Here is a 23,715-nt window from a genome sequence, read left to right on the forward strand (position 1 = left end):
GGCGTCTCACTCGGTTTCGACCTCTCCGAGCCAGTCGCCCGCCCAGCACTCGATCTCGTCGAAGACCGGCGCGAGGGACTCGCCTTTCGCGGTGAGGCTGTAGTAGGTCGCGACGGGTGCGTCCTCCTCGAGCCGGCGATCGACGAACCCCGTCTCGCCGAGGTCGTCGAGCACTCGCGAGAGGGTCCGTGCGTTCGCGCCGGTCGCCCGCTTGAGCTCGTTGAACCGGTACTCGCCGTCCTGGAGCTCGTGGAGGACCGCGAGGCGCCACTGGGAGCCGATCTGTTCGATCGATTCGATCACCGGGCAGGCCTCGGGGTTCGGTTCCCGGGCAGTCGCCGCGGGGCTCGAGCGGTCGGATGCCATCGCCGGCCGTACGTCGCCGGGGAGTATAGTGGTTCGGTATCGAACCGCTTTGCCCCGGAGGGAAACACGCATTAGTGGCGAGGGCCTCGAGGACGACGATGACCCGATGGGAAGTTCTCGTGGCCGATATCCTCGCGGGAACGACCGTGGTCGGCCGGGAGAGCGCCTCGGCCGGCGCGGGGCTGGTGGCGGCCGCACGGCGTCCCGGCGGCGAGCCCGTCCGGACGGAGACCGAGACGATCCTCCCCGGGACCCGCCACGAGACGCCCCTCTACGTGGTCGACGCGCCGAAAGCGGGACCGACGGTGATGGTGACGGGAGGGATCCACGGCGACGAACCCAACGGGATCGAGGTCGCCCGCGAGGCCGCGAGCTGGTATCCCGACGCGGGCCGGCTGGTCGTGATCCCGGAGGCCAACCGGGTCGCGATCGAGAACGGCCGCCGGGACGGGGTCGGCGGCGACCTGAACCGCCAGTTTCCGCCGGATCGACCCCCGGAGACGGAGCTCGCCCGCGGGCTCTGGACCGCCATCGAACGCCATGCCCCCGACGTCTTCCTCGACCTCCACCGCTCGCTCGGGATCTACGGCGTCCATCCCAGATACGTCGGCCAGGCGATCTTTCACTCGCCGTCGGCCCGCGGCGAGGAGCTCGCGGCGTACTTGAACGAGGTCGCGATCCCGTGGTACATGCCCTTTCACCGATTCACCGCGGCCACGAGCATGATGGGAGGCCCGCTGCTCTTTCACGCGGTCGACCGGGAGTTCGGCGCCGACGCCTACCTCTTCGAGACGACCGCGTTCCTCCTGGACCAGGAGACGAAAAACGAGCTGACCCGCCACGCGGTCGCGAAGGTCCTCTCGCTCCACGGACTGCTCGAAGCGGCCGACGGCCGGGGGGGTGTGGGCTGATGACCGAACGAACCGTCTCGCTCCGGCGGGTCCTCGCGGGGCCGGCGACGCTCGCCACCTACGCCGTCCTCGTCGTGCCGCTCGCGGCCGGCTGGCTCAGGACCGCCTGGATGACGCCGCTGGCGCTGCCGGGCTATCTCATCTACGTGGTCGGGACGGCGATCGGCAACGTCCTCTCGGCGCGCTTCGAGTTCTGGGCGTACTGGGTTCCCTTCACCGTCGGCTGCTACGCAGTGTCGGTCGCCGTCGGCTACTGCTACGAACTCCTCCGGATCCGCGGGTCGAGCGGGACTGGAGCGGCCGAACCCGATCGCCGGTCGACCGGCCGATAGTCCGGAGCCGCGGCCGGGAGTCACGGTGGACCGACGGTGATCGAGCGACGGGATCAGATCTCGTCGGTGATCCGCGGGGAGACGGCGTCGCGGGCGTCCTCGCGGTCGATCGTCATCCCGCGGTCGTCGCCGTCGACCAGCGGCAGGCGTTTGCGGAGGGCGAGTTCGTACTCCTTTACCTTGTAGTACGAAAGCGAGAGGCGCTCGCTCAGCCGGCGCTCGATGGAGTCGTCGATCTCGTACTCGAGCCCGTCGATGGCGTCGCCGTCGTAGCCGGTGAGCCACCGGCGGGCGAGTTCGACGCCCGTCTCGGCGTCGTACCCCCGGGCGACGTAGTGGCTGTAGGGATGGCGGATCCAGGAACACTCCCAGTGGGCGTAGACGTCGACGCGGTCGTCGGGGTCGTCCGTCAGTGCGTGGAGGACGACGTGGAGTTGCCACGAGGAGCCGAGTGAGGGCCGCCAGACCCACGATCCCTCCGAGGTGTTGCCGTCGAATCGGACCTTCAGGGAGGCGATCGGGTTCCGGGAAAACCCCATCTCCGAGAGGACGGCCTCGATCGACGCCTCGCTACAGTGGGCGGTCAACACGTACTCCTCGGCGGTCGTGTGGCTCACGGCGTAGCCGCCGAAGGTCCCCCGGAAGAGGTAGTGGAGCTGGGGGATCGTGCTCCGCCGGAGGGCGTTTACGACGTCCTCGCTGTAACCCATCGGAGGCGTCTAACGACTGGTTCGCTATGAGGATTCCGACCTACCGACCCCGCAGGCGGGAGCCGAGCCGGTCGAGCGTCGAGCGGGGCGACCAGTTCTCGAGCCCGACGCCGAACTCGGCGGCCATCCGAGCGTCGGCCTCGGTGAACGCGTCGGTGGCGACCAGCGCGAGCGCGTAGGTGCCGACGACGGCCACCGGGAGGGCGGCGGCGATCGCGGTGGTCGACTCGAGGAGGGTGACGACGACGGCGCCGGCGGCCGTTGCCGGGACGCCCGCGAGGAGCACCTTCCCGAACGCGGCCGTAAACGGGTGGACCCGATCGAGGTAGTAAAGTTCGGCGAGCGTGAGCAGGCCGACGAGGACGAGCGCGGTCGCCGAGCCGATCGCGGCGCCCTCGATACCGATGCGAGGGACGAGCAGAAAGGAGACGAGCGTGTTCGCCCCGAAGAGGACCAGCGTGTTCGCGAAGACGATCCGCGAGTAGCCCATCCCCTGTAGGAGGGTACCGTCGGGGCCGCCGAAGACGGCGTTGAAGAGGAAGGCGCCACAGAGGGTCACGACGACGAGGTTCGCCTCGGCGTACTGGGGGGTGTAGAACACCGAGAGGTAGGAGGTGGCGCCGAGCGAGAGGACGATCGCGATCGGGAGGGTGAAGCCGGCGATCCAGCGGGCGGCGATCCGGAAGCGCTCCCGGACGAGTTCGCTGTCGTCTCTGGTCTCGGCGATGAGGGGTTTGAAGACGGGTGCCAGCGAGTTGAAGATGATCATGAGCGCGGAGCCGAGCATGTAGCCGACGCGGTAGATCCCGACGTCGCCCGAGTCGAGGAAGAACCCGAGGACGAAGTAATCGACCTGGCCCATGAGCACGAAGACGACGCTCGTCATCGCCAGGGGAACCGAGTAGGTGACCAGCGGGCGGGCGGGGACGAACTCCGTCTCGGCCGTGAGCACCGACCATGCCTTGTAGAGGAAGACGGCCGTCCCGACCGAGATGGCGACCAGGAGACCGACGATATACCCCCCGAGCAGCCCGAAGAGGCCAAAGCCCGCGAGCAAGAGCCCGAGCGTGATCGAAAAGCGGACGGTCGGACGGACGAGGTCGCGCATGATCACACGGTACTGGAGCTTCTTGATGCTGTAGTAGGACGTGAGCAGGACGTTGTAGATCGCGAGCATCGGAATCGTGACGCTCAGGGCGAGCAGCGCGATCCGGAGAGAGGGCTCGCCCAGGAACACGGAGAGGAAGGTGGCGCCGTAGGCCAGCACACCGGCGACGATCGTCGAAGTCACCAGCACGGTCGCGGTCACCTGGACGATGACGCCCTTTGCCTTCCCCTGCTCGCCGTCGTCTAGGTACTGGGGAACGAAGTAGTCGATCGCCAGCGGGAGTCCGAGGTTCCCGAAGACCTGCATGAAGAGGACGATCGAGGTCGCGAGGATGAACAGCCCGTAGATCGAGGGGCTGACGTACCGCGTCATCAGCATGACGATCGCGAAGCCAAAGAGTCCGTTGGCGACGTTGCCGACGAAGGTGATCGTTCCCTGTTTGGCGAGCACCGACACGCCCTCGTCGTGGTCGCTCATGGCCGTCTCGTGGGGAGTGTTCGCACGGACATGCCAGTCTGTCCGGTCGTTCCGGAGGCGGTCGTGCGATCGGGGAGGGTGGTCGTCGATCTCATTGCTATACGCCCGTGACGATCTCGAGGTCGTAGCCGGCGACCCTGCGGGCACGCGCGCCGAAGTCGGGGAACTCGATCTCGAACTCCCACTCGTCGCCGGAGGTGACGTCGGGAACGGCCTCGATGACCCGGTCTAGCTCCTCGCCGTCGTCGTCCAGAAAGATCGCCCGGATCTCGACCAAGCTCATCTCCCGGTCGCCCTCGTTGCGGACGACCCCCCAGACGTAGACGCGTTCGTCGTCGGTACCGGCGTCCTCCCGAACGAGTTCGTCGTAGGTGATCGCAACGTCCTCGGGGTCGATCGGGTCGCCGCCCTCGTCCTCCGAAAAGCGGTCGAGACAGCCCGCCGTGGCCGCGAGCAGGGAGACGAGGAACGCGCGGCGTTTCATCCTGGCGGTACGTTGGAAGGGTCCCACCTTGAGGGTTCGGACGGCGGGACGACAGTCTTTTCTATACCCAGTGGTACTACCTCGTTGTATGAGCGAGTTCGGCCAGTTCAGCGACGTCGGCGAGGCGGACGTGACCCGCGCGATCGGACAGGAGTGGACCGAGGAGTTCATGGACTTCTCGGACTCGGACGTGATCATCGTCGGCGGCGGCCCGTCGGGGCTGATGGCCGCAAAGGAGCTCTCCGAGCGGGGAGTCCAGGTGATGGTCGTCGAGAAGAACAACTATCTGGGCGGCGGGTTCTGGCTCGGCGGGTTCCTGATGAACAAGGTCACCGTCCGGGATCCGGCCCAGCAGGTTCTCGAGGACCTGGACGTCGACTTCAAGCAGTCCCGCGACAGCGAGGGGCTGTACGTCGCCAACGGCCCCGAGGCCTGTTCGGGACTGATCAAGGCCGCCTGCGACGCGGGCGCGAAGATGCAGAACATGACGGAGTTCACCGACATCGTCATCCGCGAGGATCACAGAGTCGGCGGGATCGTGATGAACTGGACGCCGGTCCACGCGCTCCCGCGGGAGATCACCTGCGTCGATCCGATCGCCGTCGAGGGGAAGCTGGTGATCGACGCCACCGGCCACGACGCGATGGCGGTCACCAAACTCCACGAACGCGGCGTCCTCGACGCCCCGGGGATCGGCGACGCGGCCGCGAGCGCCGGCGGGATGGACCAGACGGGCGACGACTCCTACGGCGCGCCCGGCCACGACTCGCCGGGCCACGACTCGATGTGGGTCGGCGAGAGCGAGGACGCCGTCGTCGAACACACCGGCCTCGTCCACGACGGCCTGATCGCGACCGGGATGGCCGTCGCGACCACCTACGGCCTCCCACGGATGGGGCCCACCTTCGGCGCCATGCTCGTCTCGGGCAAGCGTGCCGCCCAGGTCGCACTCGACGAACTCGAGGTCGAGGCCGACCCCGTCGAGATGACCTCGCGAGCACCCGCCGACGACTGAGAATCCTGCTTAGTCTCCCCGCTTCCCGAAGGCGAACAGACAGGTCGGCGTCCGTTCCCCCTGGGCGAGTTTCTCGCTGGCGAAGTCGTCGTAGAACGTGAGCCCGAGCCCGCCCAGCTCGCGGTGGGCGTAGGTCGCGAGGTAGAGTCGGCCGAGCGTGAGCCCCGCCTCCAACTGGGCGAGCCGGTAGCCCCGATTCCCGAACTCCTCGACGATCCCCTCCACGTCGGCGAGCAGGTAGACGTTGACGTGGGCGTCGCCGGCCCACGACTGGTCGAGTGCGAGCCTCGCTTTCTCCTCACGGTCGATTTCTGCGGCTCGCTCGAGGACGTCCTCGTCGGAACGGTACCGGTAGCTCCCGTCGGGAATCCCCGAGACGCCGGTCGTGAGGACGTGGAGGTCGTTGAACGCCAGGCCGTTTCCCGCCCCGGCGTTCCAGTCGGCGGGAATGCCTCGAGTCGCCCGGTCGAGGATCGTCCCGACCTGCCGTCGGCTCGGCCCCTCCCGGGCGTACTCCCGACAGGAGCCCCGCCGCCGGATCGTGGCGTGCAGGGGGCGCGCGGAGGCCGTCTCGGAATCGACCGGGTCGAGGGCGATCCGTTCTCGGTCCTCGTCCCCCTCGGTCTGACTTCCGAAGCGGCGCCCGCTGATCGCGTCCCGGACCCGCCGGCGCCACTTCCCGGCCGCGTTGCCGTCGGTGAGGGTACTCGCCCCCCACGCCTCGCCGATCAGTGGGTACTCCTCGCAGTCGGACGAGAGCGGTTCGGTCGTAGGGTCGATCGGCTCCACTGGGTGGGGATCGGGAACCGGATCGCCGTTTCCGATCGGGGCGAGTGCGATCGGTGCCTCCTTGCCGGGATCGACGCCCACCAACTCGGCGATCGGGTCGTCGGCGAAGGCGGCGACGACCTCCGCGCGCCAATCGGTCGCGTGGGCCGCCGCCAGCAGGTTCGCGAGTACGGTCCCCGAATCCCAGAAGGCGTGTCGATAGGTGCGCTCGCGGTACTTCCAGGCGTTTCGCCACCACGTCGAGGTCGCGACGAACGTCACGGGCGCGTCGGCGACGCCGCTCGAGCCGTCGCCGCCACCCCCTACTGCGTTGGCAACGATCCCCCGGAAGTCGCCCTCCCGGAGGACGTCCAGCGCCATCCGCGAGGGATCGAAGTGGTAGACGCCGGCCGCGAGGTCGGCGAGGTCGCCACAGACGGCGTAGAGGTCGACGTGGTAGAGCTTTCCCGTACACGAGGCCGCCCGGAACGCCATCTCGCGGCCGTCGGACGTGGTGATCTCCCGGATGACGCCGCTGGCCTCGTAACAGAGCGTCGCGAGGGCCTCACGGCCGAACTCCTCCGGTCCGTCGGCGGCGTCGGTCACGGGGTCCGCTCGGGACTCCGAGATCACATCGAGTGCCGGCCCCTGTGGCGGGCGAATCGACGGCAGTTCGACCCGCGGGAGGTCCTCGTAGACCTTGTACGGCCGGGGCTTGGTCCGCGGATCCAGCGAGAAGTCGGCGTTGCGGATCTCACGGGGGGAGTGGTTCGTCTCCCCGTGGTACTCGAGTGCATCGACCATACCGGATGGTCGAAGGTCAGGGGGAAAGTCGCTGTGGTGGGGCGCGACCGGAAGCGTTTCGTCGGTGGTACCACGAAGAGGTTTCATGAGCGTGGAGCGAGTTTCGATCTACCGCGCGCCGACGACCGTCGCCGACGCCGACGCGATCGAGGAGTGGCTCGCAGAGCCGATCGGTGGTCGGGTGGAGGTTCGCGATCGCTTTCTGGGGACCGACGGCGACGACTCCCTCGCGGAGGCGTTCGCCGCCGCGCGGGTCCGCTCGCCGGGCGAGCGAGAGACCGGCAACACGATGTTCGGCGCCGTCCGCTACGAGGAGCGCGCCATGGCAGAGCCAGAGCGCGCGGGCGGGGTGCTCTACGACGGGATCGCCCTCCGCCTGGCGTTCAACGACGCCCTCCCCGAGGGCGAACGCGGGCTCGACCACGCTCATGTCGTCCTGCTCGATCGGGCGATCGCGACCTGGGGCGACCACGACGCCCGGTGGCACAAGCGCGTCGTGGTTCCGGGCCAGCCCTCGATCGTCTCCGTCCCGGGGCTGTACGAGGCTCCCGCCAAGCCCGAGGCGTATTATCGAGAGAAGGAACGCCACGCGTTGCTTTCGGGAGGGCCGCCGCCGCGGGAAGTCCTCGAAAACGAGGTCGAGGGCGAGTTCTTGGTGGCCGACGATCCCCGGACGACCGATGCGCTGAAAGGGTACGCCCTCGCGGCGGTCCACTTCCTCGAGACGGGCGAGGCGTTCTGCCCCGAGGAAGGCTGTCGGCTCTACGACGCCCACTACCAGGAGAAACTGGTCTCCGCACAGCTCCGCGAACCGGAGTTCTGCCCCGACCACGCCGACCGCTACGGCGGTGGGTGAGAGACCGAGAGAGGAGTCGAGCGCCGGAGAGACCACAGCGCACTTGACACGAGGCCCCGTCTCTCCGCCATGGACGATCCCTTCACGACCGAGGTGCGGGTCCGCTACAGCGATCTCGACACCTACGGCCACGTCAACAACGCCGTCTACGCGACCTACCTGGAGGAAGCCCGCATCGCCTACCTGAAGGACGCGATCGACCAGGACCCTGAAAGCTTCCCCGGCGTCGTCGCGGGAATCGAGCTCTCCTTCGAGCGCCCCGTCGCCCGACGGGGGCCGCTTACCGTCGCCGTCGAGACGACGGCGGTCGGCGAGACCAGCGTGACGATGGCCTACGAGGTCCGCGACGGCGACGACGTGGCGGCGACCGGCGAGACGACGCTCGTCTCGGTCGGCGGCGACGGCCGCCCGACGCCGATCCCCGAGGGGCTTCGGGAGCGCCTCGTCGGCTACGAGGGTCTCGAGGGCTGACCCCAATACCGCGCTCACCGCACCCGGCCGCCGGTGAGCCGGACCGCGCCCAGGGCGTGGGTCTCGTCGGCGACCGCCGACGACCGCTCCCGGAGCCGGTCGTGAGCCGCCGCGACCCGTTCGTCGAGCCGATCGAGTGGATCCTCGTCGTACCGGAGTCGGGTCGTCGGGGGCGTCGAGAGGATCGTTACCGCCCGGAGCGCGGCGTTGACCGCCGGGGCGTACCACCGGCGGCTGCTGGCGGCGTTGACGAGAACGACGTGTCCGCCGGGACCGACGAGGTCCGCCCAGTCGGAGACCGCGCCCGCGGGATCGTCGAGCATTCCGACGACGAACGTCGCGAGCACCGCGTCGCAGTCGGCGACCGGCGCCCGGGTCGCGTCGGCGCGGACGACGTGGACGTTGTCGTAGTCGGCGGTGAGCCCGCGAGCGCGCTCGAGCACTGGTCGGGTGAAATCCACGCCGACCACGCTGCCCTCGGGACCGACCGACTCCCGCAGATGGGGGAGGTTCGCGCCGGTGCCACAGCCCATCTCGACGACGCGGTCGCCCGGAGAGAGTTCGCAGGCCGCAGCCGCCCGCTTCCGGAGGGCGACGATCCCGGGGGTCCGCCGTGCGAGCAGGTCGTAGAGGCGGGCCCACCGGCCGTAGAACCCCTGGGCGTCCTCTCCGTCGCTCGCCCGCTTCGCTCCGCCGTTCGGTCCGGACGGCCCGGTCATGGCTCAGAGCAGCGACCGGGCGGTGTCGGCGACCGCCTCGGCATCGGGGCCGAGCACGTAGACGATCGGCTCGATCCCGTAGCCGCCGGTCTGGTAGAGCACCGCCGCTTCCGGTTCGGCCTTGATCGCCGCACCGACGCTTTCGGCGAGATCGCCGTCCTCCTCGAACTCGACGGCGACGTGGCCCGCATCCTGTAGGTCCGCCACGATCCCGGCGTCGTACCGGAGGTTGATCGCGGCCGACGCGGGGCTGCCGGCTTCCCGGGCCGCCAGCAGCACGCTCGCGACGTGGCCCGAGGCCCCGAACTCCGGCTCGGCGGGCACCGTCGCCCGGCCCTTGACGTCGACGATCCGGCCGGGGACGCCCGCGACGTCGTCTACGTCCTCGGCGTCGGGGAGCGCGGCGACGAGGTTCGACCCCACCGCCGGGATCAGCCCGGCGAAGCCGCTGGCCGACTCGACGATCCGGAGCCCTCGACGGACCGAGGAGAGCACCCGCTCGCTGGTCCGAAGCTCGTTGTCGGGGTCGTGGACCCGGATGCTCGCGTCGTGGTCGGCGAGTTCGGGCATCCGCTCCTCGTGGAGCCGCGAGAGGACGTCGCCGCCGGCCTCGAGTTCGCGGATCAGGACCTCGATCTCGACTAAGGCACCGACCCGGGTCGTCTCGCCGGTCGCGAGTTCCTCCCCCAGCCGATCGACCAGCGACCGCACCCGTTCGTCCTCGGCGATCGCCTCGGTGGTCTCGACGTCGCCGTGGGCGTACTTCGAGACGGCGCTCTGGCTGATCCCGAGTACGTCGGCGACCTCGCTCTGGGTCAGCCCCTGTTCGCGGAGTTCGGCCGCCAGCAGCGACCGCACCGTCGGCAGGAACTCCTCGACGACGACTTCCTCGACGAACCTCATTTGGCGGACGTTGGAACGCCGCGACCAAAACCCTGCGGTCGTCCGGCCGCCTCATCCGGACCGTTGTAAGTCATCACCGGCGTACCCGCGACCCGCCATGCGGGTACCCCGGGAAACGGGTACAGCAAACCGTATCAGCGGTCGCCGGATCGGGCCTCCCCTCCCGCGGGCGCTACCGACTCGGCGACTCTCCCGATCCCCTCCCGGAGGGGAACCCGCGGCTCGTAGCCCAGCCGGTCGCGCGCCCTCGTGACGTCGGCACACCGGCGCTCGACTCGGTAGGGACGGGGATCCTCGACGTGCTCGACCCGGCCGCCCCCGACGACCTCCGCGACCCGGTCGGCGAGCGTCCGGACGCTCGTCTCGATGCCCGTCCCGAGATTGAACGTCCCGTTCCGGCCGGCGGGGCCGAGCGCGCGGACCGTTCCGTCGATCGCGTCGTCGACGAACGTGAAGTCCCTGCTCTGCTCGCCGCTGCCGTAGACCGGGATCGACTCGTCGGCGAGCGCGCGCCGGATGAACTTCGGGACGACGTAGCCGTCGGTCGAGCCGTCCTGGTTGGGCCCGTAGACGTTGAAGTAACGCACGATCGTGTAGGACATCCCGGCCTGCTCGCAGTAGGCCCGGACGTAGCGCTCGTTGACCGCCTTCGCGACCGCGTAGTTGGTCTTGGGCGCGATCGGCCCGTCCTCGCGGTAGGGAGGGTCCGAGAGGTCGCCGTACATCTCCGAGGTCGAAGTAAAGAGGACTCGATCGACGTCCGCCTCGAGAGCCGTCTCGAGGACCGTCCGGGTGCCCTCGACGTTGACCTCGAGGGTGTCGACCGGGTTGTCGATCGTCCGCTGGACGCCCGCCATCGCGGCCATGTGGACGAGGACGTCCTGGCCGTCGACGGCCGCCGCGACGGCCTCGCGGTCGCGGACGTCGGCCGTCTCGACGTTGACCCCCAGGTCGCTGACGTTCTCGCGGGCGCCGCTGGTGAAGTCGTCGAGGACAGTGACCTCGGCGTGTGGCGCGAGCCACGCCGCGAGGTTCGAGCCGATGAACCCGCCCCCGCCCGTGACGAGGACGCGCCGGCCCGCGAGGTGGTCGATCGCCTCGCCGTGGGATCGTTTGCGTGCCCGGACCTCCCCGTCGCTTCGGGGCTCTGCCGGGAGGGGATCGGTCGATGTGGCCCCCGACGACGATCGGTCCGCCATTAGAGCCTCCGGTAGATGACGTCGGCGTCGGCCGGCGCCTCGAGACGACCGGTCGTATCGACGACGACCGGGGACTCCCGGAGATCCTCGACGAGGTCCTCGACCGTGAGGTCGGCGAACCGGTCGTGTGCAGTGAGCGCGAGCACGCCCGCGATGTCGCTGACGTCGAGCTCGGGCCTGACCTCGATGCCGAACTCCTCGGTCGCGGCGTCGGGATCGACGTGCGGGTCGTAGCCGATCGGCTCTATGTCGGCCTCGCGGAGCCCGTCGAACAGCCGGCGTTTCGCGTTCGACCGGACGTCGTCGGTGTCGGGCTTGTACGCGAGCCCGACGGCGAGGAGGCGCTCCCCGCCACCTTCGCCCACGCGCTCGCGGCGCTGCTCGAACGCGTCGACGGTCAGCGACCCGACGTGATCGACGACCGATTCGTTGACCGCCCTGGCCTCCCGGATGAGCGACGTCTCCCCGCCCTCGCGCTCTATGGCGTGGGCCAGGAAGTACGGGTCGATCGGGATGCAGTGGCCCTCGACCAGCCCCGGCTCGTAGCGCCGGAAGTTCCACTTCGAGTCCGCGACCGCAAGCACCTCCTCGTGGTCGAGCCAGTCGATCCCCGAACACGCCATCGCGAACTGGTTGACGAACGCGATGTCCACGTCGCGCTGGGCGTTCTCGAGACACTTGGCGGCCTCGGCGGCCTCGATCGACGGCGCCAGGTGGACGTCGCCGACGACCTCCCCGTAGAGGGCGGCGAGCATCGACCGGGTGGCCGTCGAGCTCGCGCTGACGGGCTTCGTCGTGGTCTCGAGCCGTCGGTCGCTGCCGGGATCGATCCGCTCGGGCGAGTAGCCGACCTCGAAGTCCGTCCCCAGCCGAAAGCCCGAGGCGTTCTCGATCTCGGGGACGAACTCCCCCCGGGTCGCACCCGGATACACAGTCGACTCGAGGACGACGGTCGTCCCCGCGGTGAGCCGTTCGCCGATCGTCCGACCCGCCGCCCGGACCCTGCTCAGATCCGGGCTCGACTCCTCGGTCAGGGGCGTCGGGACCGCCGTGACGATCACGTCACAGGCGGTCAGCGAGTCCGGATCGGTGGTGTAGACCGGTGGTTCGGTGCCGACCGTCCCTCCCGCCGACCCCGTGCCGGTCGCGCCTCCGGCCGGCTCCGCGACCAGCGTACGGTTCGCCCGGAGGGAGTCGATTCGCGCGTCGTCCACGTCGTAGCCGGTGACCGGGAAGTCGGCGTCCGCGAACGCTGCCGCGAGCGGCGCACCGACGTATCCCAGCCCCACGATTCCTATGTGCATCTCAGGTAACCCCACCGGGATCGGCTACCGTCTCGGATTAATCACCCACCCATAGTTTCCACAATAAGAATCCGATTTCCACGCCTAACGGGGATTACGTTCCCTGAAACGGCCGTGTACGCACTGTCTACCACTCGACGGCGGTCGGATTCGAACTACGGGCCACGGAGTCCTCACTGGCCCGCTCCGTTCTCGGCGATATTACTTTCCGATGGTGATATTTAACTATCCCTTCTCCCGCAGGTCCGTAGGGGTGATTGCCGGAGCGGATGAAATCGGTTCCTCATCCCTCTCGGCGACGACTCGCCCACCGTTCGACCCGGTCCGTGATCTCCAGACAGAGCCCGGAGACCGGGACCTTCGGCCGGCCGTCGGGACGCGTGTAGGGGACGTACCGTTCTCCCGCGTAGGCGTCCTCGACCGCCGCCGGGAGCGCGGGGACGTCGGCGTAGAACCGCCGGCGCTCGGCGTCGATCTCGAATCCGAGGATCAGCAGGTCCTCCTCCGGGTTCGCCGCCTCGGCGGGATCGGCCCGGAACTCGACGATCGCCGTCCGGTTCCTGCGGGCGAACCGCCGGAGCGGTCCGTGGGCTCCCAGTCCCGTCGGCGCCGACTCCCGGCCGTCGCGGACGTCGAGGAGGTCGATCGCGGCGTTGATCCCGACGAGATATCCCCGCAGCGAGCTGGCGATCCCCGAAGTGTCGATCGGCTCGAGACCCGCCGCCTCCGGATCGACGTCGCCCGCGCTCTCGACGTAGCCGGCGAAGGCCCTCGCTCTCCCGATCGAGTCCCCGATCGCGCCCGTCAGTTCCCGTTCGACTGCGTCCATCGTTCGTTCCCTCGGTCAGTGTCCGTCCGACGGCCAGCAGAATATTTCTATTGGATATTGTTATGGGCATCGTACCGGGAGCGGGTTTCCGGCCCGGCCGTCCGAACCGTCTATAACGGCGAACCAATCCGGGATTACCGGAGCGTCGCCCGACGTACCCTCATCCTAACAAAACCGGCGAGCGCGATACACGGTCCAATGGTGCAGACGACGTGGGGAAGAGAGGGGGGGTCGGAGCGAGCGGCGTCGATCCGTCGGATGTTCGCATCCCCACCGCCTCCCGACGACCTCCGTTCGACGACCCGCCGCCGGCTCCTCGAGTCCACCCTTCCGGTCGGGGCCGCCGTGCTCGCGGGCTGTCTCGACCGCGTCGGATCGACCGCGGATTCGGCGGGGGGGCGGGACCTCCCCGTACTGGGGTGGTATCCGGGCTGGATGCGCGAGGAGTACCCCCCCGAGGACGTCGCCTTCGACCTGCTCGACCTGCTCTACTACGCGAACTTCGAGCCCGCGGCCGACGGGACGATCGAGTTCACCGACGAGCACGACGAGCCCAACCTGGCGGACATCCGGGAGCTCACGGCGCCGGGAGAGCCCGGCGAGGACGTCCGGACGGGGTTTGCGGTCGGCGGCTGGAACAGTTCGACCCACTACTCGGACGCGGCGAGCTCGCCCGAGAGCCGGGCACGACTCGCCCGGAACGCGATCGCACTCATGCGCGAGTACGGCTTCGAGGGGTTCGAGATCGACTGGGAGTACCCCACCGGCGGCGGCCGAGCGGAGAACGCTCGGCGCGAGGACGACGTCGAGAACGCGCTCGCGCTGGTCGAGGAGTGTCGCCGACAGCTCGACGAGGCAGGCGAGGCCGACGGTCGGGAGTACGTCCTCTCGTATTCGGGGCCGTCCGATCCGAACCACGTCCGGCCGCTCGACGTGGAGGGCCTCTCGGAGCACCTCGACTGGGTCAACGTGATGTCCTACGACATGTCCGGCCCCTCGAGCCCGACGACGGCCCACAACGCGCCGGTGTACGGCTCTCCGTCCGCCGAGGAGGCGGTCTCGACCTGGGCGGCCGAGGGGATGGACCGATCCCAGTTGATGGTCGGCCACGCCTTCTACGGCCGCGCGTTCGACGGGGTCGAACCGGGACCGAACGACGACGGCCTCGGCCAGGACTTCGAGTCCTACGAGGCCACCATCGACGGCGGGGAGTGCGCGCGGCGGATCGCCGACGGCGCCTGGAGCTACTACTGGGACGACCACGCCGAGGTTCCCTACCTCTACGACGCCGACGAGCGCAACTGGGTCTCGGCAACCGATCCCGACTACGTCCGGGCGGCGACCGGGTTCGCCCGCGACGCCGGCTGTCGCGGGGTGTTCTGCTGGGAACTGAGCTACGACTACGACGACGAGTTGCTCGAGGCGATGGCCGACGCCGCGAGCGGCTCCGACGGCTGACTCCCGAGGTCGGGCCCCGTTCGTCCGTAAACGGAGCCGCCGGGTCCGAAAGGGGCGCGGTTCGGAGTAAGTCGCGATTGCCGGCTGTATCGTCCGCATACTTACTCCCGGGACCCCCGACAGAGGGGAGCGATGACCGTGCTCTGTGTGGGGGCCCATCCCGACGACGAGGTCCTCGGAGTCGGCGGGACGCTCGCGAGACACGCGGCCGACGGCGAGACGGTCTCCGTGCTCCTCCTGGGCGACGGCGAGATGGCCCGTCACGAGACCGAGACCGAGGCCGCGAGGGAACGCCGGGAGGAACGCCGCCGCGAGGCCCGCGCCGCCGGCGAGGTCCTCGGCGTCGAGTCGGTACGAATCCTCGACTACTGGGGCAACCAGCTCGACGACGTCGCGCTGATCGACGTCGTGAGGGACGTCGAGCGGGCCATCGCGGACGTCGAGCCGACGACGATCTACACACACTATTCGGGGGATCTGAACGTCGACCACCAGCTCGTCGCGCGGGCCGTCCGGACGGCCGCACGCCCCGTCGCCGACACCACGGTCGATCGGATCCTCTCCTTCGAGACCCCCTCCTCGACCGAGCTGGCGATCCCCACCGAGAACAACCCGTTCCAGCCCTCGACGTTCGTCGACATCACCGAGACGATGGAAGCGAAGATGGAGGCGATCGACGTCTACGGGAGCGAGATGCGAGACCGCCCGCATCCGCGAAGCCCGGACAGCCTCCGGGCGAACGCCCGCCTCTGGGGGGACCGGTCGGGCTTTCGGGCCGCCGAGCCCTTCGAGGTGGTGCTGGATCGCCGCCGATGACTCGATTTCGATCGGAGCCATCGGCCGCGCGCGCGACGGACGGCTGTTTCGCCATTCGAACGCGGTCGGTCAGTAACGGTCGCTTTCGGCTGCCGGCGCCCCGGCGAGCGATCGCTGTACGCGACGGATACTGAAGGGCGTCGTCGGGGAGGCGACTGCCATGACCGGCCTCGTCGCGGCGTACCAACCCCATTACTATCCGCGACTGCACTACCTCGCGCGGGCGCGGCAGGCGGACGTGTTCGTGATCTACGACGACGTCCAGTTCTCCCGGAGTTCGCCCCACCACCGGGCGCCCATCGACTACCAGGGCCGGTCGTGGCTGACGGTTCCGGTCCGGAACACCGGCGTCGAGACGCCGATCGACGACGCCCGGATCGACATGTCCGAGCCGTGGCCGGCACGCCACCTCCGGACCCTCGTCGGGAAGTACGGCGAGGCGGCGACTGAGCTGCGCCCGTTCTACGAGCGGCTCTGCCCGCCGCTGGTCGATGCCTCCGACCTCCGGGAGAATCCACCCGCCGACGCCGGCGACGACGAGGTGGACGCGTGGCGGATGGTGGACGCCGAGTGGCGCACCCGCCGACGACGGCTGGATCGGCTGCGAGCGCGCAAGAACCGGCTCGGGGACGAGATCGCCCTGCGAAAGCGCGAGGATCCGGCGGCGCCCGTCGAGGGCCTGGTCGCCGCCGCCGCCGACCTCGAGTCCCGGCTCGAGCGGGTCGAGGGCGACTGCCGGGAGCTCAAGGCCCGGCGCGACCGTTCGCTGGCGGCGCTCTCCGCGGAACTCGAGGGCACCGTCGAGGGTACTCCGATGGAGCGGCGCTGGGAACTCGAGGGCGTCGACGTCGGCGAGTGGGCCGGGGAGGTCCGACTGGTCGATCTCACGGTTCCGCTGCTCTCGGAGCTGTTCGACCGGTTCGGGGTCGGCTCCCGGGTCGTCCGCTCGAGCGAGCTTCCGGTCGAACGGACCGGGGACGCCCCCGAGTATCTCGCCCGGTTGACCGAGCACTTCGGCGGCGACGGCTACCTCTCGGGGAGGACGGGTTACGAGAACTACATGCGAACCGGCCCGTTCGAGCGCCGGGGGCTCGAGGTCCTCGTCCAGGACTGGACCCCCGACTGGGAGGGCGGGAACGTCTGTGCGCTCGACGTGCTCTACGGGGCCGAGGACCCCTCTCGGTGGATCGAGTGAGCGTCCATCTCCCGTCTTCGCTCCCGCCGTACGTCGTCCCTATGGCGGGTAACGGCGGGCTTCCCGGCGAAACGGTGGACGCCCTCATATGAGCCTGCCCCGAACCTGGGGGACGGGGAGATGGTCGTAGGACTCTCGACGCTGATCTCGGCGTACGGCAAACTGTTCAGGTCCCGTAGGTCGTTTCCGGCGTCGGGAGAGCGGCCGACGGTGACGGCGATGATCCCGGCGCTGAACGAGGAACGGACGATCCCCTACGCGCTGGCGTCGCTTGCCGCCCAGACGGTCCCGCCCGACCGGGTCGTCGTCGTCGACGACGGCTCGACCGACGACACGACCGAGATCGTCGCCGAACTCGCGACGGAGTTCGACCTCGAGATCGTCCACCGGCGCCACGAGGTCCCTCAGGGGAAAACGGTCGGGATGAAGGAGGTCGCCCGGGAGTCAGAAACCGACACGGTGTTCGTCCTCGACGCCGACACCTTCCTCGAGAGCCCCGACTACGTCGAGCGGCTGCTCGAACCCCATGCCGATCCCGGCGTCGCCAGCTCCTTCGGAACCGTCTACCCGACGAGCCCGCGGGCCAAACGCCAGTTTTACCACGAGCAGGTCGTCGATTCACTCCCCGAGGGAAGCGTCGCTCATGAACACGTCCGGGCGGACCTTGCCGAACACGCCTCCCGGACCGGGGTCGAGGGCTACCTCGCGAACAACGAGGCGATCATCGGCTTCCGGAACGTGGACTACCACGTCCAACAGCGGGTCTTCGCCGACGGGATCATGCGGGCCTTTGGCTCGACGCTGTTTCCCGTCGGTGCGGCCGTGCTGTACGACCGCGAGCGGCTGGTCTCGGTGTTCGACGACTACGAGGAGTCGCTGGGCGACGACCTGACCAACAGCGAGGACATCTTTCTCGGCTTCGCGTTCTCCGAGCGGGGCTGGGCGAACGTTCACCTCCACGACACCTACCTCCGGTCGGACGTCCCGGGGCTCCGGAAGACGTTCAAACAGAACTACCTCTGGGGGTCGGGCTATCTCCAGAGCGCCTTTTACTTCACGAACCTCACGTTCCGGTTCCGGACGCACTCGGTCCCCGCCGACGAGAAAAGCGGGGTGACGACCGACGGCGGCACCGACCGGGGCACCTCCACGTCCGCATCGACGGCGGTCACACGCGACGAGGAGATCGAATCGGACGACGAACGGGCCGAGAGGGAGCCGACCCCGACGGAGGACGACGGGTCAGAACTCGAGTCAGAGCGCGAACCGGACCGGAATCCCCCGGCACTGAAGCGGCCGATGGGGCGGCTCATCATCGCCCAGGTTCTCGACGGACTGTACCCGACCACGGTGTTCGTCATGCTCGCGCTCTCGGGACTGGGGTTCGTCGCTATCGACGCCGTCATGATATTGATGGTTCTCGAGTACCTCCTGTCGGTCGGGCTCGCGGTGATCACGCGGACGCGCCGGGTCACCCTCCTCAGGGGGCTCGTCCCCTTCGTCCTGATCCGGACGGTGGTCCTGCCCGTGTTGACCTACACCTACCTCCGGGTCGGGACGGACATCCTGCTCGGAAACCGCGACTGGCGGAAGTGATCGCCCGATGGAACCGGAGGATCGGGACGACCGGGCGGCGGTCAAGGCACTCCTCGACCGGGTCGGCGAGGACGGCCTCGTCCTCCCCGACTACGGAGAGTACTGTTTCGCCGGCGTTCCGGGTGCCTGCCTCGACCTGCTGGACGGCCGTCCGGACGGCGTCCCGTCGCTGCCCGCGGACGTGTTCGAGGGGATCGATCCGGACCCGATCGCGAACGTCGTCCTCGTCGTGATCGACGGCCTCAGCTACGACCGGTTCCGGAATGCCCGGGATCGCCTCGACGCACCGTTGCTCCCGGCGGTCGGAGACCGCGGGACGGTGACGGCGCTGACGTCGATCGTCCCCTCGGAGACCGCCAGCGCGATCCCGACGGTCCATACCGGCCAGTATCCGACCGAACACGGGCGACTGGGCTGGTGGCAGTACGTCGCGGGCGTCGGCCCGGTCCAGGCGCTTCCGTATCTGACGACCGACGGGACGCCCGTCCGGGAGGCCGTTCCGGACGCGCCCGACCCGTCGGCGCTCTCGGGGGCGACCCCGATCTACCCGCGCGTTCCCGACCGGATCTCGACCGGCCTGTTCGAACCCCACGAGATCAGCGACGGCCGACGGCACTTCTCGCGCGGTGCGGGGCGCTACACGGGGTACTCGACGCTTCCGGACCTCGCGGGGAGACTCCGTCAAGCCCTTCAGGGAACGCCGGGAGCCCAGTACCTCTACGCGTACGTCCCCACGATAGACCGGGTCTCCCACCGCTCGGGGCCGTGGGCGCCCGAAACCGACGCCGCGCTCGAGGAGCTGTTCGACGCGCTGTGGCGGGAACTCGTCGCTCGACTCGACGGCCGCGTCGCCGAGCGGACGCTGCTCGTCCTCACCGCGGACCACGGACAGATCGACTCCGGCGGGAACAACGTCGATCTCCGGGAGTACGTTCCCCTCTGGGAATCGCTCGCGACCGATTCCGAGGGAAACCGGATCCCGCCGGTCGGCGGGAGCAGGCAGCTACAGCTCCACCTCCGGGCGGGAGCCGCCGAGGGCCTCCAGCGACGGCTGCGGCGGGGGTTCGACTGTCGCGTCTTCGCGCGACCGGAATACGAGTCCCGGGAGCTGTTCGGGCCGACCGATCCGAGCGCGGTCTACGACCGCAATGCCCCCGACCTCCTCTGGTTTCCGTCGGGAGGGGGCGCGTGGTACGACGACGACTCGCTCCGGACGGTCGGGCTCCACGGGGGGCTCTCCCGGGCCGAGATGCTCGTTCCGTTCGCGGCGTTCCCCCTCGGTGCCGCCCGGGACCGAAACGCTCAATGAGGGCCCGGAGGACCGCAGTCAGCGGTCGCCGTCGAACTCGGTGTCGCCGCCGATCCGCGACGCCTGGGGGCCGTCCTGGTCCTGGTACTTCGAGCCGCGTTCGGCGCCGTAGGGCCGGTCGGCGGGCGAGGAGAGTTCGGTGAAGATCAGCTGAGAGATCCGCATTCCGGGAGAGAGCGCGACGGGTGCCGTCCCGAGGTTCGACAGTTCGAGCGTGATCTGACCCCTGTAGCCGGGATCGACGACGCCGGCGGTGGCGTGGACGACGACCGCGAGCCGGCCGAGCGAGGAGCGCCCCTGGACGTGGGCGATCAGGTCCCGGGGGATCTCGACGCGTTCCGTGGTCGTTCCGAGCACGAAATCGCCGGGATGGAGGATGAAGTCGTCGCCGTTTGCGACGACCGTCTCGCTGACGTACTCCTCGACCTCGCCCGCGCTGTCGGGGTGGATACACGGGATGTTCGTCCGGCGGAACTCGAGGAAGCGCTCGCCCAGGCGGAGGTCGACGCTCGCGGGCTGGATCTGGAGGGCCGGGTCGTCGATCGGTTCGATGGCGAGGTCGCCCTCCTCGAGTCGCCGGAGGATGTCCGCGTCCGAGAGGATCATGTCCCAACGACTCGGACGGGCGGGCGTAAGTCTTCTCTTCAGGCGAGCCCGAACAGGATCGAGACGACCGCCACCGCGCCCGCGGCGCCCGCTGCCGCCCTAACGGACAACTCCCGGCCGTGTTTCAGACCGTGGGTCCAGACGTACCACTGCCAGATCCCGAACGTGATCGCCAGGACGGCGCCGCCGGCCAACGGCTCGATCCCCTCGACCTGCCCGACGAGCGCCTCCGGATCCGACGACAGCGCCATCGTCCGGACCTGGTACCACCAGAGCCCGACCACGAGCGCCACTTCGAGGACCGTCGGTGCCATCCCCCAGCCGGCGACCGCGAGCGTGCGCCGGAACGAGCCCTCCCCGCCGGCCAGCCGGGAGACGACCTGGAGGGCGACTGCGGTGAGGGGCCAGGCGAGGAGAACGGAGAAGAAAAGCGCCCCCACGTTCCCCGGATCGGCCCAGGCGTCCCACAGCACCTCGCCGGTCTCGACCTCGATCCTCTCGGGTTCGTCACAGGCGTTCTGTGTCGGACCGTCCTCGCCCTGCTGTTCGCAGACCCAGTCGGGCACGTATGCGGGGTTGTCAACCGTCGTCGTTCCGGTGACCTCGTCGGCGAGCACCCACCCCATCGCCACGAATCCGGCCCCGCTGACCAGCGCGAGGACGACGACGACGGCGGCCGAACTGGCGAGCAGCCAGTCCCACCGTTGCCGATCGAAAAAGCGATCCGGGCGGACCAGAGGATCGATCGGTGACACGGATCGACGTTACGGCAGCGTTACAAGAAGGTTTCCCGGGCCGAGTGGCCACCGCTATAACCCTCGGGCCACCGAGTACGGCCATGAAACAGGCCATCGTCGCCCGGACCGACATCGGGATGGGGACCGGAAAGCTCGCCGCCCAGGTCGCACATGCCTCGCTGTCGGCCGTCGAGAAGACCGAGAAATCCGCGAGATCGGAGTGGAAGGGAAGCGGCCAAAAGAAGGTCGTTCTCAAGGGCGACGGCGAGCGGACCCTGTTCGAACTCGCCGAGCTCGCCGACCGGGAGGGGATTCCAAACGCCATCGTCCGCGACGCCGGCCACACCCAGCTCGAGCCCGGCACCGTCACGACCCTCGCGGTGGGACCCGCGGCCGACGACCGCGTCGATCGGGTCACCGGCGACCTCCCGCTTTACTGACCGGGCGACTCCCGGAGGTGTGCGTCGATGAAGGGCCAGGCCGCCTCGGGGTAGTAGCGGTGACCGCCGTCGCGGACCCGGAGCTGGCAGTTCTCGGGGGCACCGGCGGCGTCATAGATCTCTTCCAATCGTTCGAACGCCCGGCGGGTCGCCTCGACGGGAAAGATGTCGTCCTCGCGGCCGTGGACCGCCCGGAACGGCCGGGGCGCGATCAGTCCGGCGACGTCCCCCATCTCGCCGAGTTCGAGGATTCCGGGAACGTAGTTGCACGCACAGTGGGGAATCGAGCCGATCGAGTCCGCGAACGTACAGAAGTAGGAGACGGGGACGGCGACGTCGATCCGGTCGTCGACGGCGGCCGAAAAGAGCGTCACCGTCCCGCCCCCGGAGTTGCCGGTAACGGCGATGCGCTCCGTGTCGAGTTCGGGGCGGCTCTCGGCGAAGTCGAGCAGCCGCCGGAAGTCCCAGACCCGGTCGCCGACGAGCGAGCGGCCGACGAGCTGGCCGCGGAGCTGCATCGGCTGACAGCTCCGCCCTCCCGCGTGGCGGTCCTCGGGAGCCGCGAGCTCGCCGAACCCGCGCATGTCGGGGACGAGCGCGGCGTACCCCCGACGGACGGCCTGGAGCCCGACGTCGCGGCGTTCCTCCTCGACGTGGGCTCGCTGTTCGTCGGTCTCCGTGCGGCCGACGTACAGCTCCTTGCCGATCGGGGTGTGGCCGTGGACGGTACAGGCGACCGGGTACGGCGGCGAGCCCTCGTCCGGCACCAGGAGGTAAAAGGGAAGCCGAAAGCCGGGTTCGGTCCGGATCTCCCACTTCTGGCGCTCGTGGTCGGCCAGTTCGGTCGTCTCGAGGCGACGAGCGTCGAGGGCGACCTCCGCCCGGTCGGCGAACCCCAGCGTCTCGATCAGGTCGGCCCGGAAGGCCCGCTGCCAGTCGGCGACCGCCTCGCCGTCGTAGGCGTGACGGCGCTCGGACTCGCGAACGAGTCGGTCGGACCACCGGTCGAGCCGGAACCCGCTTCCGTCCATACCTCCGTCCTCGCGGGAACCGCCATCAACGCTTCGCCCGGGAGCCGACGCCCCGGTCGGCCCCCTGCTCGGGATCGGGCGCCTCGCTTCCCGTCCCCCACAGCGCCGCCCGAAGGTCGGTCCCCCGGAGGTGAGCGCCCAGCGAGTCGCCCTCGAAGTTCGGGCGGACGGCGAGGATCATCGTCGTCACGCCCAGGGAGAGCCCGACCATGCCGGCGACGAAGCCGCCGGCCACCGTCGCCTCGCCGACCCGCCAGGCGTCGGCCCGGACGAGCGTGGCCAGCCAGCCCGAACAGAAGAGGACGGCGCCGACCCCGGTGAACCAGGGGCGCCACCACGAGCCGTCCGGGCGGGTCGAGCGATGGAGGACGTAGATCAGGAGGGCGCCGGCGGCGAACTCGAGGGCGAAGACGGCGACCGGGAAGGCGAGTCCCGAGAGCGCCGGCACCGCGTCGGCGGCCGTCTCCCCGAACGCCGCCGCTGTGGCGTCGATTCCCAGCAGGGCCACCCGGAGCCAGGCCGCCAGCAGCGCATCGAGGAGGCGGACGGCCAGCCCGAGAACCGCGCTTTCGGCCCGGATCAGGAGGTCTGCGCCCCGGTCGAAAAGCGGGTTCGCCGCGAACTCCGCGAGGAAGAGGGCCACGAAGAGCGGGACCCCGAGGAGGAGCGCCCCCCTCACCGCCCAGCGTCGGAGCGCGTCCCGACAGGATCCAAAGACGCGGTAGGTCACCCAGAGCGCGACCAGAAACGGTATCACGGCTACGGGCCGCTGGGCGAGGATCCGGAACGTCGACTCGAGGAGCACGGTCAGTTCGTGGGGACGGTACTGGCCCCGTGAAGATAGGCGTTTCTCCCGGCCACGAGGTTCTCCCGTAAATAGCTACGGGGTCGGTACGCTCGCTGGAACCGCCCGGATCATTTACCCTCGATGATGGTCAAGATGGGCGTGATGTCCACCCACGACACGCCGGCACTCGGCATCTGCCCGGAGTGTGCGGCTGCGATCGCGCCCGCACGCGTGCTCATCGAGTACGAGCGTGGCGGGGGGGAGGTGACGGCGTTCGCCGAGTGTCCCGGCTGCCGGGAGGTGATCCGTCCGGTATGAGTTCGCCGATCCCGCGGCTGTTCCGGGCGGCGCTCGGGGGGCCGGCGTCCGGGGAGTTCCACGAGTGTCGGCGATGCGGAACGACCGTCGAGGGTGGGGCCGAGCGCTGTCCGCGCTGCGAGTCGGCGGAGATCGCGACCTACTTCCTGCAGTGACGCGGTTAGGG

At 69.5% G+C, this 23,715-nt stretch carries 27 protein-coding genes; 13 read left to right on the forward strand and 14 right to left on the reverse strand.

Going from position 1 to position 23,715, the window contains the following annotated elements; translation table 11 throughout:
• Positions 1–6 precede the first annotated feature (6 nt).
• Positions 7–366 (reverse strand): helix-turn-helix domain-containing protein, encoded by a 360-nt coding sequence (locus tag DVH23_RS00525; RefSeq protein WP_114575483.1) that lies wholly within the window; start codon positions 364–366, stop codon positions 7–9.
• A 98-nt stretch (positions 367–464) separates the two neighbouring features.
• On the opposite strand from DVH23_RS00525, the gene DVH23_RS00530 reads away from it, so the two are divergent.
• Both DVH23_RS00530 and DVH23_RS00535 read left to right on the forward strand, forming a co-directional pair.
• Complete coding sequence (locus DVH23_RS00530; RefSeq protein ID WP_114575876.1) at positions 465–1,277, forward strand: succinylglutamate desuccinylase/aspartoacylase family protein; 813 nt, start codon at positions 465–467, stop codon at positions 1,275–1,277.
• The gene (locus tag DVH23_RS00535) at positions 1,277–1,609 is read left to right on the forward strand and encodes a hypothetical protein (RefSeq protein ID WP_114575484.1); all 333 of its coding nucleotides are present in this window, start codon (positions 1,277–1,279) and stop codon (positions 1,607–1,609) included. Before DVH23_RS00530 ends, DVH23_RS00535 begins: the two co-directional genes overlap by 1 nt.
• A 53-nt stretch (positions 1,610–1,662) precedes the next feature.
• Here the strand turns inward: DVH23_RS00535 and DVH23_RS00540 are convergent, their stop codons facing one another.
• The 3 genes from DVH23_RS00540 to DVH23_RS00550 form a co-directional block, all read right to left on the reverse strand.
• On the reverse strand, positions 1,663–2,319 hold the full coding sequence (locus DVH23_RS00540; RefSeq protein WP_114575485.1) for a hypothetical protein: 657 nt from the start codon (positions 2,317–2,319) through the stop codon (positions 1,663–1,665).
• 40 nt (positions 2,320–2,359) lie between these two features.
• Positions 2,360–3,904 carry a flippase gene (locus tag DVH23_RS00545; RefSeq protein ID WP_114575486.1) on the reverse strand — a complete coding sequence of 515 codons (1,545 nt, stop codon included), beginning with the start codon at positions 3,902–3,904 and terminating at the stop codon, positions 2,360–2,362.
• A 97-nt stretch (positions 3,905–4,001) separates the two neighbouring features.
• Positions 4,002–4,388, reverse strand: a complete 387-nt coding sequence (locus DVH23_RS00550) for an FxLYD domain-containing protein (protein ID WP_114575487.1) — start codon at positions 4,386–4,388, stop codon at positions 4,002–4,004.
• Positions 4,389–4,476: 88 nt separating this feature from the next.
• On the opposite strand from DVH23_RS00550, the gene DVH23_RS00555 reads away from it, so the two are divergent.
• Positions 4,477–5,403, forward strand: a complete 927-nt coding sequence (locus DVH23_RS00555; protein WP_114575488.1) for a sulfide-dependent adenosine diphosphate thiazole synthase — start codon at positions 4,477–4,479, stop codon at positions 5,401–5,403.
• A 9-nt stretch (positions 5,404–5,412) separates the two neighbouring features.
• Here the strand turns inward: DVH23_RS00555 and DVH23_RS00560 are convergent, their stop codons facing one another.
• Positions 5,413–6,975, reverse strand: coding sequence for a SagB family peptide dehydrogenase (locus DVH23_RS00560; RefSeq protein ID WP_114575489.1), 1,563 nt, complete (start codon positions 6,973–6,975; stop codon positions 5,413–5,415).
• Positions 6,976–7,066: 91 nt separating this feature from the next.
• Here DVH23_RS00560 and DVH23_RS00565 point away from each other — a divergent pair, with 91 nt between their 5' ends.
• A complete protein-coding gene (locus DVH23_RS00565) occupies positions 7,067–7,831 on the forward strand; it encodes a DUF7001 family protein (protein ID WP_114575877.1) in 765 nt (254 codons plus the stop codon).
• Positions 7,832–7,900: 69 nt separating this feature from the next.
• Complete coding sequence (locus DVH23_RS00570) at positions 7,901–8,302, forward strand: thioesterase family protein (RefSeq protein ID WP_114575490.1); 402 nt, start codon at positions 7,901–7,903, stop codon at positions 8,300–8,302.
• A gap of 14 nt (positions 8,303–8,316) precedes the next feature.
• Here the strand turns inward: DVH23_RS00570 and DVH23_RS00575 are convergent, their stop codons facing one another.
• From DVH23_RS00575 to DVH23_RS23375, 5 genes are all read right to left on the reverse strand, one after another.
• On the reverse strand, positions 8,317–9,021 hold the full coding sequence (locus DVH23_RS00575) for a class I SAM-dependent methyltransferase (protein WP_114575491.1): 705 nt from the start codon (positions 9,019–9,021) through the stop codon (positions 8,317–8,319).
• 3 nt (positions 9,022–9,024) lie between these two features.
• The gene (locus DVH23_RS00580; protein WP_114575492.1) at positions 9,025–9,924 is read right to left on the reverse strand and encodes a thiamine-phosphate synthase family protein; all 900 of its coding nucleotides are present in this window, start codon (positions 9,922–9,924) and stop codon (positions 9,025–9,027) included.
• A 134-nt stretch (positions 9,925–10,058) separates the two neighbouring features.
• The gene (locus tag DVH23_RS00585; RefSeq protein WP_114575493.1) at positions 10,059–11,123 is read right to left on the reverse strand and encodes an NAD-dependent epimerase/dehydratase family protein; all 1,065 of its coding nucleotides are present in this window, start codon (positions 11,121–11,123) and stop codon (positions 10,059–10,061) included.
• Positions 11,123–12,427, reverse strand: coding sequence for a nucleotide sugar dehydrogenase (locus DVH23_RS00590; RefSeq protein ID WP_114575494.1), 1,305 nt, complete (start codon positions 12,425–12,427; stop codon positions 11,123–11,125). Before DVH23_RS00590 ends, DVH23_RS00585 begins: the two co-directional genes overlap by 1 nt.
• A 283-nt stretch (positions 12,428–12,710) precedes the next feature.
• Positions 12,711–13,256, reverse strand: a complete 546-nt coding sequence (locus DVH23_RS23375) for a hypothetical protein (RefSeq protein WP_157972291.1) — start codon at positions 13,254–13,256, stop codon at positions 12,711–12,713.
• Positions 13,257–13,514: 258 nt separating this feature from the next.
• Here DVH23_RS23375 and DVH23_RS23380 point away from each other — a divergent pair, with 258 nt between their 5' ends.
• The 5 genes from DVH23_RS23380 to DVH23_RS00615 all read left to right on the forward strand — a co-directional run bounded on the left by DVH23_RS23380 (position 13,515) and on the right by DVH23_RS00615 (position 19,630).
• Positions 13,515–14,714 carry a glycoside hydrolase family 18 protein gene (locus tag DVH23_RS23380; RefSeq protein WP_157972292.1) on the forward strand — a complete coding sequence of 400 codons (1,200 nt, stop codon included), beginning with the start codon at positions 13,515–13,517 and terminating at the stop codon, positions 14,712–14,714.
• Between the two features lie 132 nt (positions 14,715–14,846).
• Positions 14,847–15,530, forward strand: coding sequence for a PIG-L deacetylase family protein (locus tag DVH23_RS00600; RefSeq protein WP_114575496.1), 684 nt, complete (start codon positions 14,847–14,849; stop codon positions 15,528–15,530).
• 160 nt (positions 15,531–15,690) lie between these two features.
• A complete protein-coding gene (locus DVH23_RS00605; protein ID WP_114575497.1) occupies positions 15,691–16,725 on the forward strand; it encodes a WbqC family protein in 1,035 nt (344 codons plus the stop codon).
• A gap of 120 nt (positions 16,726–16,845) precedes the next feature.
• The gene (locus tag DVH23_RS00610) at positions 16,846–18,321 is read left to right on the forward strand and encodes a glycosyltransferase family 2 protein (RefSeq protein WP_114575498.1); all 1,476 of its coding nucleotides are present in this window, start codon (positions 16,846–16,848) and stop codon (positions 18,319–18,321) included.
• A 7-nt stretch (positions 18,322–18,328) separates the two neighbouring features.
• Positions 18,329–19,630: an alkaline phosphatase family protein gene (locus tag DVH23_RS00615; protein WP_114575499.1), complete on the forward strand. Its 1,302-nt coding sequence runs from the start codon at positions 18,329–18,331 to the stop codon at positions 19,628–19,630.
• Positions 19,631–19,648: 18 nt separating this feature from the next.
• Here the strand turns inward: DVH23_RS00615 and dcd are convergent, their stop codons facing one another.
• A complete protein-coding gene (gene dcd / locus DVH23_RS00620) occupies positions 19,649–20,236 on the reverse strand; it encodes a dCTP deaminase (RefSeq protein ID WP_114575500.1) in 588 nt (195 codons plus the stop codon).
• A 38-nt stretch (positions 20,237–20,274) separates the two neighbouring features.
• Complete coding sequence (locus tag DVH23_RS00625) at positions 20,275–20,991, reverse strand: Yip1 family protein (protein ID WP_114575501.1); 717 nt, start codon at positions 20,989–20,991, stop codon at positions 20,275–20,277.
• 83 nt (positions 20,992–21,074) lie between these two features.
• Between DVH23_RS00625 and pth2 the strand changes: the two genes are divergently transcribed.
• A complete protein-coding gene (gene pth2, locus DVH23_RS00630; RefSeq protein WP_114575502.1) occupies positions 21,075–21,413 on the forward strand; it encodes a peptidyl-tRNA hydrolase Pth2 in 339 nt (112 codons plus the stop codon).
• On the opposite strand, the gene DVH23_RS00635 is transcribed toward pth2, so the two are convergent.
• Positions 21,407–22,444: a S9 family peptidase gene (locus DVH23_RS00635; protein ID WP_114575503.1), complete on the reverse strand. Its 1,038-nt coding sequence runs from the start codon at positions 22,442–22,444 to the stop codon at positions 21,407–21,409. The genes pth2 and DVH23_RS00635 overlap by 7 nt on opposite strands.
• A gap of 25 nt (positions 22,445–22,469) precedes the next feature.
• Positions 22,470–23,249: a hypothetical protein gene (locus tag DVH23_RS00640; protein WP_114575504.1), complete on the reverse strand. Its 780-nt coding sequence runs from the start codon at positions 23,247–23,249 to the stop codon at positions 22,470–22,472.
• A gap of 135 nt (positions 23,250–23,384) precedes the next feature.
• Here DVH23_RS00640 and DVH23_RS23385 point away from each other — a divergent pair, with 135 nt between their 5' ends.
• On the forward strand, positions 23,385–23,549 hold the full coding sequence (locus tag DVH23_RS23385) for a hypothetical protein (protein WP_157972293.1): 165 nt from the start codon (positions 23,385–23,387) through the stop codon (positions 23,547–23,549).
• Positions 23,546–23,704: a hypothetical protein gene (locus tag DVH23_RS24035; protein ID WP_198667820.1), complete on the forward strand. Its 159-nt coding sequence runs from the start codon at positions 23,546–23,548 to the stop codon at positions 23,702–23,704. The genes DVH23_RS23385 and DVH23_RS24035 overlap by 4 nt, the downstream gene beginning before the upstream one ends.
• The last annotated feature ends 11 nt before the right edge of the window (positions 23,705–23,715 follow it).

It is taken from the genome of Saliphagus sp. LR7 (assembly GCF_003344565.1).
GTDB classification, from domain to species: domain Archaea; phylum Halobacteriota; class Halobacteria; order Halobacteriales; family Natrialbaceae; genus Saliphagus; species Saliphagus infecundisoli.